The following is a 13790-nucleotide window of genomic DNA, read 5'->3' as shown; positions in this document are numbered from 1 at the left end:
CGATCAGCCGACCGCAACGTCCTCAGCGTCAAGATCGTCAAGCGATGGCAGGGGCTCGCCATCCGGGATCTGGGCGCAGCGAGCCATGTCGCCCGCAAACTTTGCCATCGCTTCGGCCTTCCAGTTGCGCACGGTGCGCTGCAGCTGGCTTCGCAGGCGCGGATCTGCGCCGGTGATCTCGAAAATCTTGTCGATAAGGCTGTGCTGGCGACTATCGAGACCCAATTGCAAGCGTGTGACGGCTTCCATGGCGCGTTTCTGCACCTCTTTCACCGATACAACTTCGCCGGACTCTCGTGCCAAAGCCAAGCGTTCGCGCTCAAGGCGCAGAGCATCGGCCTGCTGGCGAAAGGTAAGGTTGGTTTCTTGGTCATTGGCCGGGGCTGGCACAAAGTCAGTGCCCACAAGCGAGGCCAAAGCTTGACGGCGGGCAGGTTCATCCTGCCAGACCCCCGCAAGATTTGCGAGGCTCTCACGTGGGTCGAGAACACCAGCCTGAAACACCAGCCTGCCATCCCGCTTCCATTTGCTCACCATCTGCTTTGTTACCCCGCAGAGCGAGGCAAACTCGACTTGGTTCATATCAACCAGTCAACCAGTCAACCATTTTTGAAAAGACCCTCACTAATCATCATGCGGGACTTTCGAGCTGCCGCTTAGTGTCAGCCAAGAAAAGGACCCGTTTATGCTTGTTTTCGTTTGAGCGTTGAAAAGGGCAAAGCTTCGCTTTACGCGGGGAGCGGTTGAAACCTTCCCCAGGATTGGCCGTGCACACATTGGGCAACAGGTCGCCAGTCGTCCTGCGCTTACGAATTCATGAGTTCGGTTTTTTGGTCAAGCACGACTTCAACATTTCTTTTCAAAAGCTCGACCTCGACTGTCATGGTTGGCTTCAAGCTGTTGAAGTCGATTGAACGCAAAACCCCAATAAATCCGCGCATTGGCCCAGATTGAATGAGATATGACTGGCCAAGACGCAACTGCAATTTGTTGATCTCACCCTCAGCCTGATCCCACAATCCAGATCGTTCAGCTGCTTGCAGCGATTGGATCAACTGAGGCCGCACGATACATGCCCGGCCATCAACGATCAGAACATGCCGGGCATCGGCATGGGTCACGAGGTCCCGCACCGAAACCAAGCCGAGATCGGTACGCACGAAAATGTAGCCCGGCAGCAGAGCATGCTGAACCATCTTGCGAGAACAACCAATCCGCCGAGCCTCCTTCGCATGAACCCTTTGCCAAACCGTGTGCTTGGGACAGTAAGGCTCGACGCCATCGAAGCCCAAGAGCTTGCGTTCAGCCTCGATTTCCCGACCAACACTTGTGACCAAGACGTGCCAATGAGACCCAAATCGAAGCGCGCGCAGCATAGACAAACCCCTATCCAAACTCAGAAAACCAGTTGCAATCCAACAACATAACTCACCCACTTCCCCGCACCGTGACCTGCCATCCCACCTCATCGAGAAGACTGCCCATCGTTTGGCGAAGGCGTTCGGCCTTGAATGCGCTGGCTGCCTGAATTTGCCCCGCGGTTTTGACGACCACACCGGCCCGCCGTGACAGCCAAGCCCGTGCGTCTTGCTGCATGCGCTTGACCACGATAGCCGCGACCAGCGCGCCCCACGCCTCAAACGCCTGTTTGTCCACTGGCACGTCGAGCTCTGCCACCAAGTCCTGCCCGCCAGAGTGCGGCCTAACCTCACCAGAGCCGGGCGAGCGGCCTTCAGGTCGCGCGCTCGCCCGGCGCGCCTCGCGCGCGTTTACGGGTATATGGGTATAGGGTAGGGTGTCACCTGTGACACCCTTTAGGCCTTTTCTGACACCCTTTAGGCTCTCTGTGACACCCTTTTGACCCTCGGATTTTCCCAAAAGGGTGTCTGTGTGACACCCTTTTTCGCCACGATCCGATGCAGGCGGCGGCACATCTTTGCGCCCAGATCGACCCCGCTGTATCTCTTGGAGGAGCGTCACATTGATCCAATAGCGGGTTGTCCGACCGCGCCCGCCAGTGGCCGATCCATCGACCCGCAAGAGATCGACCGCCTTAAGCCAGCGCAAAGCCCGCTGCACCGTGGCCTCGCTGACACCCACATCGCCCGCAACCGTGCCAACCGATGGCCACACGTCAAAACCCTCATCATCCGCCTCATCGGCCAGACGACACAGGATCGGCTTCACCCAAGGGCCGGGTGCTTGCGCACCATCTGCGACCCGATCCAGCCGTGCTCGCCATACCAAACCCTGAACCAACCCGCTCATCGCAGCATATCCAATCCTGCTGTCGTGCGATCAAACACGGTCCGCAAAGGCACAGCCCGCTCATGCCGGGCCGGGCCACGCCCGCGCCGGGTTGGGCCCTTTTTGGCCTTGGGCTCAATCACCACCACACAGCGCGCCTGATGCTCTGCGCACCATGACGAGCCCGCCACCCTTGGCTTGCCGCAAAACACTGTGCGGCCTTGGGCGTCCTCTTGGGGAAAGCGGCAATGATGCTGGCGAAGGTCGGTTAAGGTGACCGAACTCCGGCCGGCCAATTCCACCCGGGTGTAGATGTCAGCCAGAGGCTTTGGCGCGGGCTGAACCTCGATTTGCTCTGCAGCCAATGCTGCCGCATCTGGATCCGCCGCCGCGCGCTTTGCCGCCAGCAGGTCCCGCCATTTCCGTGTCGGCTTGGGCCGCGGGGCTGGTTTGACAGCATTCACCAGACGCGGCGTTGTCGGCCGCTCAAACTTTGGTATCTTGCCCGCCTCCTCCATCCGCTTCATCTTGCCGATCACCGCGTTGCGGCTGACCACAAAGCCCAATTGGCGCGCCAGCGCATGGGCAATGGCAGCAGCTGTGTCACCCCGCTTGCGCATCATGACAGCCAGCTCAGTCGCCTCATCAGTCCACTTTTCGGTCACAGGGCGGCCCTCCCATCATCGGAGAGCTGCACGTGCCAGGTCTTGCCAATCCGCACGCTTAAGCCCCCGCCCTTCCAATCAATCACGGTAAACATGTCAGCGCCTGCCATCGCTCAGCTCCTGAAACGCCAGCCAGCATCGATCCATCGCTGCCCCAAACTCCCCGCCTTCTGCCCACAATTTTTTGGCCCGTCGCCAGCCATGCATGGCCGTGGTATGATCGCGCAGACCCAATCGTTGGGCGATGTTGGGATAGGACATGGGCAGGGGCGAGCAGGGTTCTTTGCAGAAGAAGCGCGCCCAAAACACGACGGCAAACCTTCGCCACGCATAAAACGGTCTCCGACTGCGCAACGTGAAGCACGCCTCCGGCAACCCAAACTCCTGCCCAACGACCCGGCGCACAGTGGCAAAAGAAATCCGCACCACGCTGGGCCCTTCGCCTTGGCGTGGATCAAGCCGCACTTGGTCGACCAGATCATGCTCATCCAAAGCCCGCACGATCATGATCGGCCCGCCTTGCCACGCATGGCCATTTCTGACGGTGCTGTCGCACCAAACAAATCCCCCGATGCCGTGCGATCGGTGCGCACCGCGCGCCCCGGCAAGGCCCGGTCCAACTCTTGCAGCGCCTCAAAAAAGCCGACACCCAAAGCGGCTTGGACCATGGTGATCGTATCGCCTTTTGCGTGGCCACACAGGCATGAGAAACCAGCGCCCTCCACGCTGCAGCGCCATCCCGCTGGCTTTTCCCGTTCATGGGCGCGGCAGAACTTGTCCCCGCAGGCCGTAACCACAAATGCGGGTGCCGCATCGCCCACATTGCCCTGATCAAGGATTTCACGGCCAAGCACATGTGTGGCCACGTAAGCGGCAACCGCCTTATCCTTCACCCTATGCACCCGATCCTTGACGATGGCATATCCCTCGCCCGCCCGCGCGCGCTTCACGGGCTTATCGCCCCTTGGCATGCTTTTCATGCTGCCCTCCTTGCCTGTGATGATGATTTGCGGGCGGTTGCGCGCCGCTTGGCGGCCTTTCCGGCCTCGCCCATGCGAAACAGCCCATTGATCCGCAGAATCCGACAGGCCGAGAACAGATAGGGGTGATCTGCCGCAAGCGGGCTGCGACTTGGCGCAGTCAGGCTGATGGCACTTTCCTTATCGATCGCGGCCAATCCGCGCCGCTCTGTGCACGACAGCCACGCCACTTCATCGCCCTCCACGGGGCTGACCTGGGCAATCAAGTCCAACACCGCCCGGCAAGCCAGCAGCGCCATAAGATCGGCCCCGCACTTGGGATTGGCCTTGGCCCGGGCCTGCCAAAATGCCACCCGCTGCCCGACGATCAGCCGCACCCGGTCCAAGTCGGCACCAAAGTCATGCGCCAGTTGCCGGGCCTCTGCCAAAGCGGCCTGATGGGCTGGGCCATTGAAAATCAGGGGTGATGTGTCAGCCATAAGCCACTCCATCCAGGCGCGGCCAAGCCCCGCCCCATCTGTCCAAATCTTGAGGTTGCCACCAGCGCGCATCCGCCTGTGGCGCGACGCAATAGGTGCGCTCAAGGCACGGCTCACCGCATGCGCCACAGCCCGACGTCCAATTGCCGTTGTTGTCGCGCAGCCAAATCATGGCGGCATAGGCTGTGGCTGAGCTGCCATCTGGATCCCAGCGGCCCTTGAACATGGCCACGCGCTGGGCAAAGCTGACGGCACAAAAAAGCGGAAACTCTTGGCGAAACCGCCAGCGTTCAATCCCTTCAAGCCAACCAAGGCGCACCAGCAACACCACGCCAATGCGGGCCACCGCCAAAGCGCGCCGGGCAAAGGCCAGCGACAGATTGAACGGGGGATTGGTGATCACCCAATCAACCCCGCCATCAGGCTCGGGCAGGGGGTCAAGCCCGCGTTCGGCCACAAAGCTGCCCCGCCGCGGGCACGGCTGGCCCAGATTGGGAAAGCCATAATCAGCCACGTCGCTGGCATGCACCACGTCGAAAAAGTCCGCCATCGGCCCGGCCATATGGCCCGCCCCACACGCAGGCTCCCACACGCTCGACACCACACTCTTGCCGCGCAGCTGCCCCACATAGCCCGTGATCTCGGGCAACACCTCGCCCAGCAGGCAACGGATCACCCATGGCGGGGTTGGGAAAAAGTCCAAGCTATCGACCGGCTCAATTCGCCCCGCCATCACAGCGGCAGCACCTTGGACAATCCCGTTGGGCTGAACACGCCCTTTTATTGGCCCCAGTCGGTCGACAGGGGCCAATTGAACCGGCAGATTGTCAAACAGGCTGTCGAGCATGATCAGACCTGCCCCCCAGCCAAGACCCGATCCAGATCGGCCAATTCCTTGCGCACCCGGTCGGCCTTTTGGGCAATTGCCCGCATTTCAGCTTCAGTAAGCTTGCCGTCCGTCACGGCCCGGCGCATACAGGCCTGCAGCTCTGCCCCCGCTTCGCCCACGTCACAGGCCTCCGACACCAGATCAGCTGGCACCGACTGACTGGTCGCCCCCTCAAGCAGCGAGACCAAGGCGCGTGAATAAATCGCCTGCCCACAATAGAGCTCAAGATCGGCAATCACATCGACCGGCAGGACATTGGGGTCATTGCCGTCTTGGCATCGGCTCAGCTGCGAAACCGACAGGCGGCACGCGCGCGAAGCTTCATCCAGACCACCACAGGCCTTGATCAAAAGCCGCGCCCAAGACGCATGCTGGCGAGGCGAGGCCGCACTCATGGCAGGGCCTCCGGGAAATCAGTGGTGACTTTCTCATGTTCGACAGGAACAGCAGGAGCTAGAGATTGGGTCGCAGCCCGCCACTCACTGATCTCCCGCCAAACGTCCAAACTAATGCCTAAACGCTCACAGATCGACATCGCAAAGGACATGGAGGGCGTTCGCGCGCCCTGCGCCAGCTGCGAAGCGTAAGGACGTGAAACTCCTATGCCAAGCAGCTTTCCATAAAACTCATTAGGATCATAGTTTGCCATGCCCCAAAGTTTGCAGATTGCAACAATTTTTGCAACCCCCCATGTTTGCAAATTGCGTCTTCACCATGAAGTGAACCACGCGCATTTTGCAAACATGGCAGAAGAACCTCGGAATCACCTGAAAGCTTGGCGCGAGTATCGCAAGATGACGCAGGAGGAGCTTGCTGCTGCGGTTGAGACCACGCCAGCTGTGATTAGCTTGCTCGAATCGGGCAAGCGCGCGCTGTCGCCCAAATGGCTATGGCGAATTGCGCCAGTACTTAAAACTCGACCTGGTTTGCTTTTAGAACATGACCCGGAAACGCTTGACAGCTATGTTATGGAAGTCTGGGCCACGATCCCAGAGGTATCAAAACCTCAAGCCATGCGTGTTTTGGAGCAGTTTCAAGACGCTAAGGTGGCAAGCTAGACACAAGATTGCCAATCAAATCGGCCAAATGAGAACATCGACAACGCTGTTTGTCGCGCAAACCTCAGCGGGAACCGTTCTTCTTGTAACATGCTAACACTTGTGCTTCGGCCCAATCAATGCCGGTCAAATCAAACTGGGCATTAATCTCCGACATTCCAAGGTGAAGGGCCGGATACTCCCAACTGACGTTGTTCACTTCAATGATCTTAAGGCCTTTGCGGTTAGTTTGCAGCTCGTCCATGCTTCTAAAAAAGCGCTCCCCAACGCCTCTAAACTGCGTTTCTCCTGATCGGTAAGTGCCAAACCAATCCTGAGCAAGCCGCAACTCGGCGGGAGGCCCATAAGGTATCGCAAAGGTCATGTATGCCGAAATCTCTGTTCTTGGAGCAGGACCGTCTAAAACGTCTTTGTAACCTAGTGGAGTCGCATGTGGTCGCCCAATAGCTGACTTAGCTGCTTTGCACTCAACCCCTGCTTTTGTGTCAATGCGCCATATGCGCCACCCGTCTTGCTCAGACTGAAAGGTCATATAGATGCCCTGATCTACCTCACGTTCCTGACCGATAACCCAAGGGCTGGATGCGTGAAGAAGAAGGGTTAGGGCAGTTGCCGCAATCGATGAGTTCATTCTGCAACTCCTTCTATTCAATCAACAGCATACCTTAAGTTAGACACCCGATTTCAGTCAAGGTTTGGTTGACAGGCAGTGAACTTGCAAAATCACTGTTTGCAAATCGCAACATTTTGGCTTGACGCTCTGTTTGCAATCTGCAACAAATGCCTCCTCACCCAGGAGGCACCATGTCCCAATTCATTTATCCAGAGGATCGCACCCCCAAAGCGTGGCTGCGTCCGCACTCGCTTGATGGTTACGAGAGCGACAGCTTGATCGCCCGTGTTGGGGCGGTGTTTTTGGTCGGCCTGACGGCCAGCGGCATCATTTGCGGGCTGGGGCTTGCCTTGGCCTTGTTCATGGGGCTGGCCCGATGAGCGTCGCCAGCTTTGATCGCTTGCCTGCCGCCGAAGGCTGGCGCGTTGTGCAGCCATCCCCGCCAAAGGCGAAGGCTGACACACCTGTCACCGTGTCGGTGAAGCGGCGCACCAGCGGCTTGGTTTTGACCATCTCAATCTCTGATCAGGTGTTCTCCGGCTTGGGAGAGCCTGCGAGCATCAGCGTCTCTGAGAACACCTCCGAGAATGCCTTGATGCTTCAGAAGCACACAGGCGAGGCCTCTGAGGCTTTCCCCGTTGGGCGGGTTGGCAAGATCGGCAAGGCCCCGCGCCGCCAAATCTCACTGCTTGCTTGGCACAAGATGGTTGCGACTGACAAGCCAGTCGCCGCCAACAGCGGCCTTATCTCATGGAAAGGCCAGCCCACCTTGGTGATCCGCTTGCCACTTGCGGTGCTCGAAGCCCGGAGGCCTGTGCGATGAGCGGTTTAGCCTTCACTTGGATTAAATCGGCGCGTCGATTCAACGCCACAGTTTGGGTTGTTGCATTTAACCGTAAGCTGTTTGTCGCCAAATGGATGAAATGTTGGGTGCGGTTTTTCAGAGACGACCTGCGCTGCGGCACCACAAACCGCACAGCTGAATTTGGATTTTGGAGGATTTCGGCCCGCCTCAAGCGCCGCAATTCTTTTTTCCAACTCCGGAACCCGCTCGGCCAAAGCAACGATTTTTTGCCATTCCGCCATTTTGATGAGGACGTTCATTATGTCTGAAGCACCAACCATTGAGACAATTTCCTTTCCGTTTCATGACGTTGCTGACGATCATGTAACAAACACAGATCTTGCACACACAACTTTTGGTGCGAGCCCAATTCTTTATGGACCCCACAAGGGCAAGGTCAAGCTTTGGCGGGTTAGAAATCTGAATTGGGACATCATCGAAACCATGATGGTGCTTGATCAAGCGCAAGTGCAAACACTTGCATCAGCCCTGCAAGCTGCAATGGCAAGAGCCTCTTCCCAAGAGGTGCAACCATGAGCTGCCATCACATCATGATTGACCTCGAGACCGAAGGCACCCGCGCAGGCTGCGTTATCCGTCAGATCGGTGCCGCGAGCTTTAATCCGTTTACGGGCGAGGTCGACCGCACGTTTGAAATGAACCTCGATGTTGAGGAGCAGCGCAGCCGCTTTGGGCTGGTCAGCGACCCCAAGACACTTGTTTGGCTGCAGGCTTTGCCGGCCAACATTCAAGAGGCGATGACGCGCGACCCCAAACCCGTGGGCGAGGTGATCATGGCCCTGATCCGCGCTTTTGACTGGAGCCACCCAGACATGCGGCTTTGGTGCCATGGGGCGACGTTTGATGAGCCCATTCTGCGTGAGTTGATCATTCGCTTTGGCATTGAGGTTGGGCTGAAAGATTTGGTGCCGTGGGGCTATTTGAAGGCAAGATGCACACGCGACCGACTTGAGCTCGCAGGCGTGAAGGTCGAACGCGACGCGGCGAAATCCCATACCGGCCTTGAGGATTGCATCAAGCAGATCAAGGCCTTGAGCGAGGCAACCCGCATCATCGAGGGCTGGAAGAAAGCCAAGGCCGAGATGGATGTGGTCATTGCCGACTGCACCGAGGAGGAACGGTTCCCCGGTGAGCTTCCGGTTGAGACTCTTGGTCCCTTTAAAACCCCAACCTTTGGGCCGTCTTGGGCACCGGCGGTGAGCATGCCGACAGAGCCACTCACCGTCCTGGACGAGAAGGCGATCCGCTGATGAGCGCCGAGGTCTATCTCTTCCCCGGCACGGCGCGCCTGACCGACAGGCAGAAGCGCCAGCAGCGGCTGCACCACAATGAGGCTTTGCTGGCCCTGCTGGAAAAGCCCGGCCATTCCGCGCGCAATCTGCATCGCCAGCTTTCACGCCTGATTTCTGTCAGCTGCGCCCACGCCTTGGCCGACGACATCCGCGATCTGGTCACCCGCGCCAACGAGCTGTCGCTCGAGATCGAGACCATCACCTTCGCGCTTGCCGCCGATGTGATGCGGCTCGACGCAGATTTGAAAGGAGAGTGACGATGAATGTGGCCTCCCGCATTGCCGAAGAAATTGAGATTCGTCTGGACGTGAAGTCAAACAAGACCGCGCCCCAAAGCCTAAGTTCGGCCAGCAAGGAAAAGCTGCGCCAGTTTGTTGCTCGCGTTGAGAACCTTGAGACTGAACGTCGCGACATCGCCGAGCAGATCAAGGAGGTTTATGGCGAAGCCAAATCCCTTGGCTTTGACACCAAAGCCCTGCGCGCCGTGATCAAGCTTCGCAAGCAAGACGCCAACGCGCGCGACGAGGCCCAGATGATGCTTGACCTCTATGTTGAGGCCATCGGGCTTTCCTGACCTTTTTCCTCCCAACTGGCCCGGCTCCGACAGGGGCCGGGCTGACTTTTTGGAGATCCCCCGTGCAAGACTGCCACTTGATCACCCTCGACAGCCAGCGCGCGCGCCACGCGACTGCGCCGCTGCGCCGCACGACCCGCTTCAACCCCGGCCTTGCCGTGGCCGTGTGCGGCGTTCTGGCCAGCCTTGGCTTTGGCCTGATCTTTGCCGATGCCATCAGCATCATGATTGGGGGCCGGTGATGGAGATTAGCGGACCAACAATTCTGACCGCCGACGGCACATACTTTAGCTTTCTGCGCCCATCAGAGAATCTCACACTAAATGCTGTTGCGCGAGGCCTTGCGAACACTTGCAGATTTGGTGGCCAGTGTAACCGTTTCTATTCCGTTGCAGAGCATAGCGTTTGGGTCTCCAGAATTGTCCCAGAGGAATTAGCACTTTGGGGCCTAATGCATGACGCGCCGGAGGCCTTTATCTGCGACATCCCAAAACCTTTGAAGGAAATGTTGCCAGACTACAGAAAGATAGAGAAGGCAATCGAAGGTCCTATCCTTGAGTTTTTTGGCTTGATTGGCCCGATGCCATCCGCAGTTAAGGCTGCCGACATGATTATGCTGGCAACCGAGCAGCGGCAGATTATGAACAACAGAGATCCATGGAGGTGGACACTCAAACCCCTTGAAGACGCAACACTTGAATGCCTTGAGCCCCAAGCCGCCTACGAACTCTTCATTGCACGGGCAAACGAGCTGGGGATTTTCTAATGGCAGAGCACCCAATCCTATTCAGCGGCCCCATGGTCCGGGCCATTCTTGAGGGTCGCAAGACCCAGACGCGGCGGTTGTTGAAGCCACAGCCACGCCTGTTTCAGATTGATGAAAAAGGAACGCCCTGCCAAGTTGGCGTCATACAGGTTGAAGGCCGAGCCTACAATCAACTGGTTTTAGGCAACGTCATACCTTCCGAACCAAGGCTGCACAGCATTGGCGACACGCTTTGGGTGCAGGAGAGATGGAACATTTTTATGTGTTCCCGCGATGCCGAAGTCAGCTGGCCGCTCAAAGCTATTCCTGAAACAGACCCAAGAAATGATGAAGATGAGGACGGCTCACAGAGACACAACATAGCTCTGGACTATTCCGCCACTTTCAAAGAGGGCGGCCCATGGCGTCCCTCCATCCATATGCCCCGCTGGGCAAGCCGCATCAGCCTACTCGTGACAGGGGTCAAGGTCGAGCGCCTGCAGGACATCAGCGAGTCTGATGTGATCGCTGAGGGCCTCACAATGACGGCAAAGGCGGCCTTTGAAGCACTCTGGACCTCAATCAACGGCCAAGCCTCTTGGGACGCAAACCCATGGGTCGTGGCCTATTCTTTTGAGAGGATCGACTAATGGCAGACGGCACCAAGATCGAGTGGACCGATGCGACATGGAACCCCATCACGGGGTGTTCGGTCATCAGTCCAGGTTGCACTAACTGCTATGCCATGCGGCTGGCAGGCACCCGTCTGCAGCATCACCCTTCGCGCGCGGGCTTGACCCAGCCGAGCAAGGCAGGCCCTGTCTGGAACGGCAAGGTGCGCTTCAATCAAGACTGGCTGGACCAGCCCCTGCGCTGGAAGCGCCCCCGCATGATTTTCGTCTGCGCCCATGGCGATCTATTTGCCGAGAATGTGCCCGATGAATGGATCGACAAGGTTTTTGCCGTCATGGCCCTTGCCCCGCAGCACACGTTCCAAGTGCTGACTAAGCGGCCAGAACGGATGCGGGAGTACCTAAGCGGTCGTCGTGCCGAAAGCGGCCTTCCAATGCCGCCATTGTGGCACATCGGCATGACGCGTGACGATCCAAGCTGGCAAGACACAATGGACTGGCCCTTGCCCAATGTCTGGCTTGGCGTGTCGGTCGAAGACCAGACCCGCGCCGACGAGCGCATCCCGATCTTGCTTGATACCCCAGCCGCCGTGCGCTGGATCAGCGCCGAGCCGCTTCTAGGGCCGGTGGATTTAGAGAACGTCGACATGTATCCCTTTATGGATCGACTGCGTGGCGCGCCACGGCTTGAGCCGAACTGCCCAACATGGCCGACCATGAGGTACGATACACTTCGAGGCCACCTTAAGGGGCCGGACGAGATTAACCTACCCCGCTTGGACTGGGTCGTTGCAGGCGGCGAAAGCGGGCAGGGCGCGCGCCCGACGTACCTTAACTGGGTGCGGTTGCTACGCGATCAATGCGCGGACGCTGGCGTGGCTTTTCATTTCAAGCAATGGGGCGAGTGGTCGCCTGTTAAGCTGTGGTTTGATGACGACGATCATTCAGGCGGCGCGGCTTCAGCCATTGCGGGCTGTTGCGACAAACCCGAAGCGCACACCGCCTCACAGGAATGCCTGTTTCGGCAAGACGACCAGTGGGTCCACTGGCCGCAGGTCCAAGCCAACTCTGCAATCGGTGCCCGCCGCATCGGAAAGGCGGCTGCAGGCCGAACCCTTGATGGCGTTATCCATGACGCCTATCCCTGCCGGGAGCGTGGCTAATGGGCCGCGTCCTAGTCGCCTGCGAGTTTTCTGGCACGGTGCGCGAGGCCTTTCTGCAGCGTGGCCATGATGCGTGGTCCTGCGACCTACTGCCTTCGCCCACGCCAACCAATCGCCACATTGTCGGCGACGCGCGGGATCTGCTGGACCAAGACTGGGACCTGTTGATTGTGGCACATCCACCTTGCACCCGCCTGTGCAATTCCGGCGTTCGCTGGCTTAGCCATCCGCCCGAGGGGCGAACCGTTGAAGAGATGTGGGATGAGCTGGAGGCTGGTGCCGCCCTTTTCTCAGACTTCTGGAACGCACCAATTCCGCGCCGATGCATCGAGAACCCGGTGATGCACAAGCATGCTAAGGCGCGCATCCGCAACTATCGACCGCCAGCCCAGACTGTGCAGCCTTGGCAATTCGGCCACGGCGAGTGCAAGCGCACCTGCTTTTGGCTGGACGGCCTAGAGCCGCTCACCCCGACCCAGATTGTCGAAGGTCGCGAGCAGCGTGTGTTCAGAGCCTCGCCCGGTCCGAACCGATGGGCCGAGCGTTCAAAGTTCTTCACCGGCATTGCCGACGCCATGGCGGATCAATGGGGCAGTCTATTGCCGATCAGACAGGAGGCCGCGTGATGGCCATGCAACCACCCCCAAAACTGGACATGAGCAACCTCAAAGCCGGAAAGCAAAGGTTCATAGGCGCAACGATCAATGGCATTGAGCATGCCATGATACCCAAATCGGACCACGACGCACTCCTATCCTCTGGTGAGGCTCTATTGGAATGGGCTCGAAGTTATTTAATGGAGAAGCCTATTGAGACTGCGCCGAGGGATGGGACGTACATCTTGGTGAAAGTGACGGACGATGCGGACCGTTGTGCAGGGCGGTTGTTTGTGTCTAGAATTTTGCATGACGACGATGTGGCTCTTTACCCCGGTTACGCTTCTGGCACTGAATTTCTGTCTCACTGGCGTCCGATCTTTGACACAAAGCCCGGCCATCTCCCCGAGCCCCTAGAGGCTTTCGCCGAGGCCCTTAAACGAGTGCGGAGGGAGTGATGATGATCAACTTCGTTTGTCAGCTCATTGGGCACAGGTTTGAACCTGTCCAAAGGTGGGAAGGATCGTGGTGGGAAACCGCACCAGCCAACCTTCCTTTGAAGCCAAGAATTGAGAAGTGCTCGCGCTGCAATCAATGCCGAAAGATTGTGATCAAATGACCAAGCCCAACCGCCTCGATTGCACGTGCGGCCCCTGCAAAGCATGGGGCGCGCCAAGCCTTGAATCGGTCCAGCATTGGCGAGACTGGCGAGCAAAGCTTGTGGAGCAGCGTCGCCTTGAGTTGCGGCAAAACCTTTTGTCAGGCGCAATCCAAAAGTCCACGCCATGCTCAGCATTGCGTAGGGTAGCGTCTGCGCTTCTGAAACCCACCCAAAACCGAAGCCCCGCTGAAGCCTTCTATGCAATGCAAGCCAAGCGATTTGGACTGGGCCAAGCAGCATGACCAAGCCCAACCGCCTGTCCCCAGCCATGCTGAAAGCCGCCCGTGCGCACAAATTGTCAACACCGATCCAACACCAGAAGGAGGCCGCG

General features: G+C 58.4%; 23 protein-coding genes. 11 read left to right on the top strand and 12 right to left on the bottom strand.

Features of this window, described 5'->3' with window-relative positions:
• Nucleotides 1-3: 3 nt before the first annotated feature.
• The 10 genes from PbB2_RS00410 to PbB2_RS00365 all read right to left on the bottom strand — a co-directional run bounded on the left by PbB2_RS00410 (nt 4) and on the right by PbB2_RS00365 (nt 5909).
• Nucleotides 4-582 carry a hypothetical protein gene (locus PbB2_RS00410; protein ID WP_108983320.1) on the bottom strand — a complete coding sequence of 193 codons (579 nt, stop codon included), beginning with the start codon at nt 580-582 and terminating at the stop codon, nt 4-6.
• A 224-nt stretch (nt 583-806) separates the two neighbouring features.
• Entirely contained in the window at nt 807-1376 is a 570-nt protein-coding gene (gene nusG / locus PbB2_RS00405; RefSeq protein ID WP_192576085.1) for a transcription termination/antitermination protein NusG, read from the bottom strand.
• Between the two features lie 52 nt (nt 1377-1428).
• Nucleotides 1429-2268, bottom strand: coding sequence for a helix-turn-helix domain-containing protein (locus PbB2_RS00400; protein WP_108983318.1), 840 nt, complete (start codon nt 2266-2268; stop codon nt 1429-1431).
• A complete protein-coding gene (locus PbB2_RS00395) occupies nt 2265-2912 on the bottom strand; it encodes a GcrA family cell cycle regulator (protein ID WP_108983317.1) in 648 nt (215 codons plus the stop codon). Before PbB2_RS00395 ends, PbB2_RS00400 begins: the two co-directional genes overlap by 4 nt.
• 96 nt (nt 2913-3008) lie before the next feature.
• Nucleotides 3009-3419, bottom strand: a complete 411-nt coding sequence (locus tag PbB2_RS00390) for a hypothetical protein (protein ID WP_108983316.1) — start codon at nt 3417-3419, stop codon at nt 3009-3011.
• A complete protein-coding gene (locus PbB2_RS00385; protein WP_108983315.1) occupies nt 3416-3892 on the bottom strand; it encodes a hypothetical protein in 477 nt (158 codons plus the stop codon). The genes PbB2_RS00390 and PbB2_RS00385 overlap by 4 nt, the downstream gene beginning before the upstream one ends.
• Nucleotides 3889-4371 carry a hypothetical protein gene (locus tag PbB2_RS00380; RefSeq protein ID WP_108983314.1) on the bottom strand — a complete coding sequence of 161 codons (483 nt, stop codon included), beginning with the start codon at nt 4369-4371 and terminating at the stop codon, nt 3889-3891. Before PbB2_RS00380 ends, PbB2_RS00385 begins: the two co-directional genes overlap by 4 nt.
• Entirely contained in the window at nt 4364-5218 is an 855-nt protein-coding gene (locus PbB2_RS00375) for a methyltransferase (RefSeq protein WP_108983313.1), read from the bottom strand. The genes PbB2_RS00380 and PbB2_RS00375 overlap by 8 nt, the downstream gene beginning before the upstream one ends.
• Nucleotides 5219-5220: 2 nt before the next feature.
• Complete coding sequence (locus PbB2_RS00370) at nt 5221-5655, bottom strand: hypothetical protein (protein ID WP_108983312.1); 435 nt, start codon at nt 5653-5655, stop codon at nt 5221-5223.
• Entirely contained in the window at nt 5652-5909 is a 258-nt protein-coding gene (locus PbB2_RS00365; RefSeq protein WP_108983311.1) for a helix-turn-helix domain-containing protein, read from the bottom strand. Before PbB2_RS00365 ends, PbB2_RS00370 begins: the two co-directional genes overlap by 4 nt.
• On the opposite strand from PbB2_RS00365, the gene PbB2_RS00360 reads away from it, so the two are divergent.
• The gene (locus PbB2_RS00360) at nt 5908-6318 is read left to right on the top strand and encodes a helix-turn-helix domain-containing protein (RefSeq protein WP_108983310.1); all 411 of its coding nucleotides are present in this window, start codon (nt 5908-5910) and stop codon (nt 6316-6318) included. The two genes, PbB2_RS00365 and PbB2_RS00360, sit on opposite strands and share 2 nt — an antisense overlap.
• A 64-nt stretch (nt 6319-6382) precedes the next feature.
• Here the strand turns inward: PbB2_RS00360 and PbB2_RS00355 are convergent, their stop codons facing one another.
• Entirely contained in the window at nt 6383-6949 is a 567-nt protein-coding gene (locus PbB2_RS00355) for a hypothetical protein (RefSeq protein ID WP_108983309.1), read from the bottom strand.
• Between the two features lie 173 nt (nt 6950-7122).
• Between PbB2_RS00355 and PbB2_RS00350 the strand changes: the two genes are divergently transcribed.
• Nucleotides 7123-7311, top strand: coding sequence for a hypothetical protein (locus PbB2_RS00350; RefSeq protein WP_108983308.1), 189 nt, complete (start codon nt 7123-7125; stop codon nt 7309-7311).
• On the top strand, nt 7308-7754 hold the full coding sequence (locus PbB2_RS00345) for a hypothetical protein (RefSeq protein ID WP_108983307.1): 447 nt from the start codon (nt 7308-7310) through the stop codon (nt 7752-7754). The genes PbB2_RS00350 and PbB2_RS00345 overlap by 4 nt, the downstream gene beginning before the upstream one ends.
• A gap of 5 nt (nt 7755-7759) precedes the next feature.
• Here the strand turns inward: PbB2_RS00345 and PbB2_RS15835 are convergent, their stop codons facing one another.
• Nucleotides 7760-8035: a hypothetical protein gene (locus PbB2_RS15835; RefSeq protein WP_133245663.1), complete on the bottom strand. Its 276-nt coding sequence runs from the start codon at nt 8033-8035 to the stop codon at nt 7760-7762.
• A gap of 273 nt (nt 8036-8308) precedes the next feature.
• Here PbB2_RS15835 and PbB2_RS00330 point away from each other — a divergent pair, with 273 nt between their 5' ends.
• The 8 genes from PbB2_RS00330 (at nt 8309) to PbB2_RS00295 (ending at nt 12828) form a co-directional block, all read left to right on the top strand.
• Nucleotides 8309-9046 (top strand): 3'-5' exonuclease, encoded by a 738-nt coding sequence (locus tag PbB2_RS00330; protein ID WP_108983304.1) that lies wholly within the window; start codon nt 8309-8311, stop codon nt 9044-9046.
• Complete coding sequence (locus tag PbB2_RS00325) at nt 9046-9345, top strand: hypothetical protein (protein WP_108983303.1); 300 nt, start codon at nt 9046-9048, stop codon at nt 9343-9345. The genes PbB2_RS00330 and PbB2_RS00325 overlap by 1 nt, the downstream gene beginning before the upstream one ends.
• A gap of 2 nt (nt 9346-9347) precedes the next feature.
• Nucleotides 9348-9662: a DUF2312 domain-containing protein gene (locus PbB2_RS00320; RefSeq protein ID WP_108983302.1), complete on the top strand. Its 315-nt coding sequence runs from the start codon at nt 9348-9350 to the stop codon at nt 9660-9662.
• Between the two features lie 62 nt (nt 9663-9724).
• Nucleotides 9725-9904 carry a hypothetical protein gene (locus PbB2_RS00315; protein ID WP_108983301.1) on the top strand — a complete coding sequence of 60 codons (180 nt, stop codon included), beginning with the start codon at nt 9725-9727 and terminating at the stop codon, nt 9902-9904.
• 209 nt (nt 9905-10113) lie between these two features.
• Nucleotides 10114-10428, top strand: a complete 315-nt coding sequence (locus PbB2_RS16195; protein WP_238164780.1) for an HD domain-containing protein — start codon at nt 10114-10116, stop codon at nt 10426-10428.
• A 32-nt stretch (nt 10429-10460) separates the two neighbouring features.
• Nucleotides 10461-11057, top strand: coding sequence for a hypothetical protein (locus tag PbB2_RS00305; RefSeq protein WP_238164779.1), 597 nt, complete (start codon nt 10461-10463; stop codon nt 11055-11057).
• Nucleotides 11057-12202: a DUF5131 family protein gene (locus tag PbB2_RS00300; RefSeq protein WP_108983298.1), complete on the top strand. Its 1146-nt coding sequence runs from the start codon at nt 11057-11059 to the stop codon at nt 12200-12202. Before PbB2_RS00305 ends, PbB2_RS00300 begins: the two co-directional genes overlap by 1 nt.
• A complete protein-coding gene (locus PbB2_RS00295) occupies nt 12202-12828 on the top strand; it encodes a hypothetical protein (RefSeq protein WP_108983297.1) in 627 nt (208 codons plus the stop codon). Before PbB2_RS00300 ends, PbB2_RS00295 begins: the two co-directional genes overlap by 1 nt.
• The last annotated feature ends 962 nt before the right edge of the window (nt 12829-13790 follow it).

The sequence above is a fragment of the Candidatus Phycosocius bacilliformis genome (assembly GCF_003112735.1).
GTDB classification, from domain to species: domain Bacteria; phylum Pseudomonadota; class Alphaproteobacteria; order Caulobacterales; family Aquidulcibacteraceae; genus Aquidulcibacter; species Aquidulcibacter bacilliformis.
Note: the sequence above shows the minus strand (reverse complement) of the source record. Positions and strands in the feature narration are given on the sequence as shown.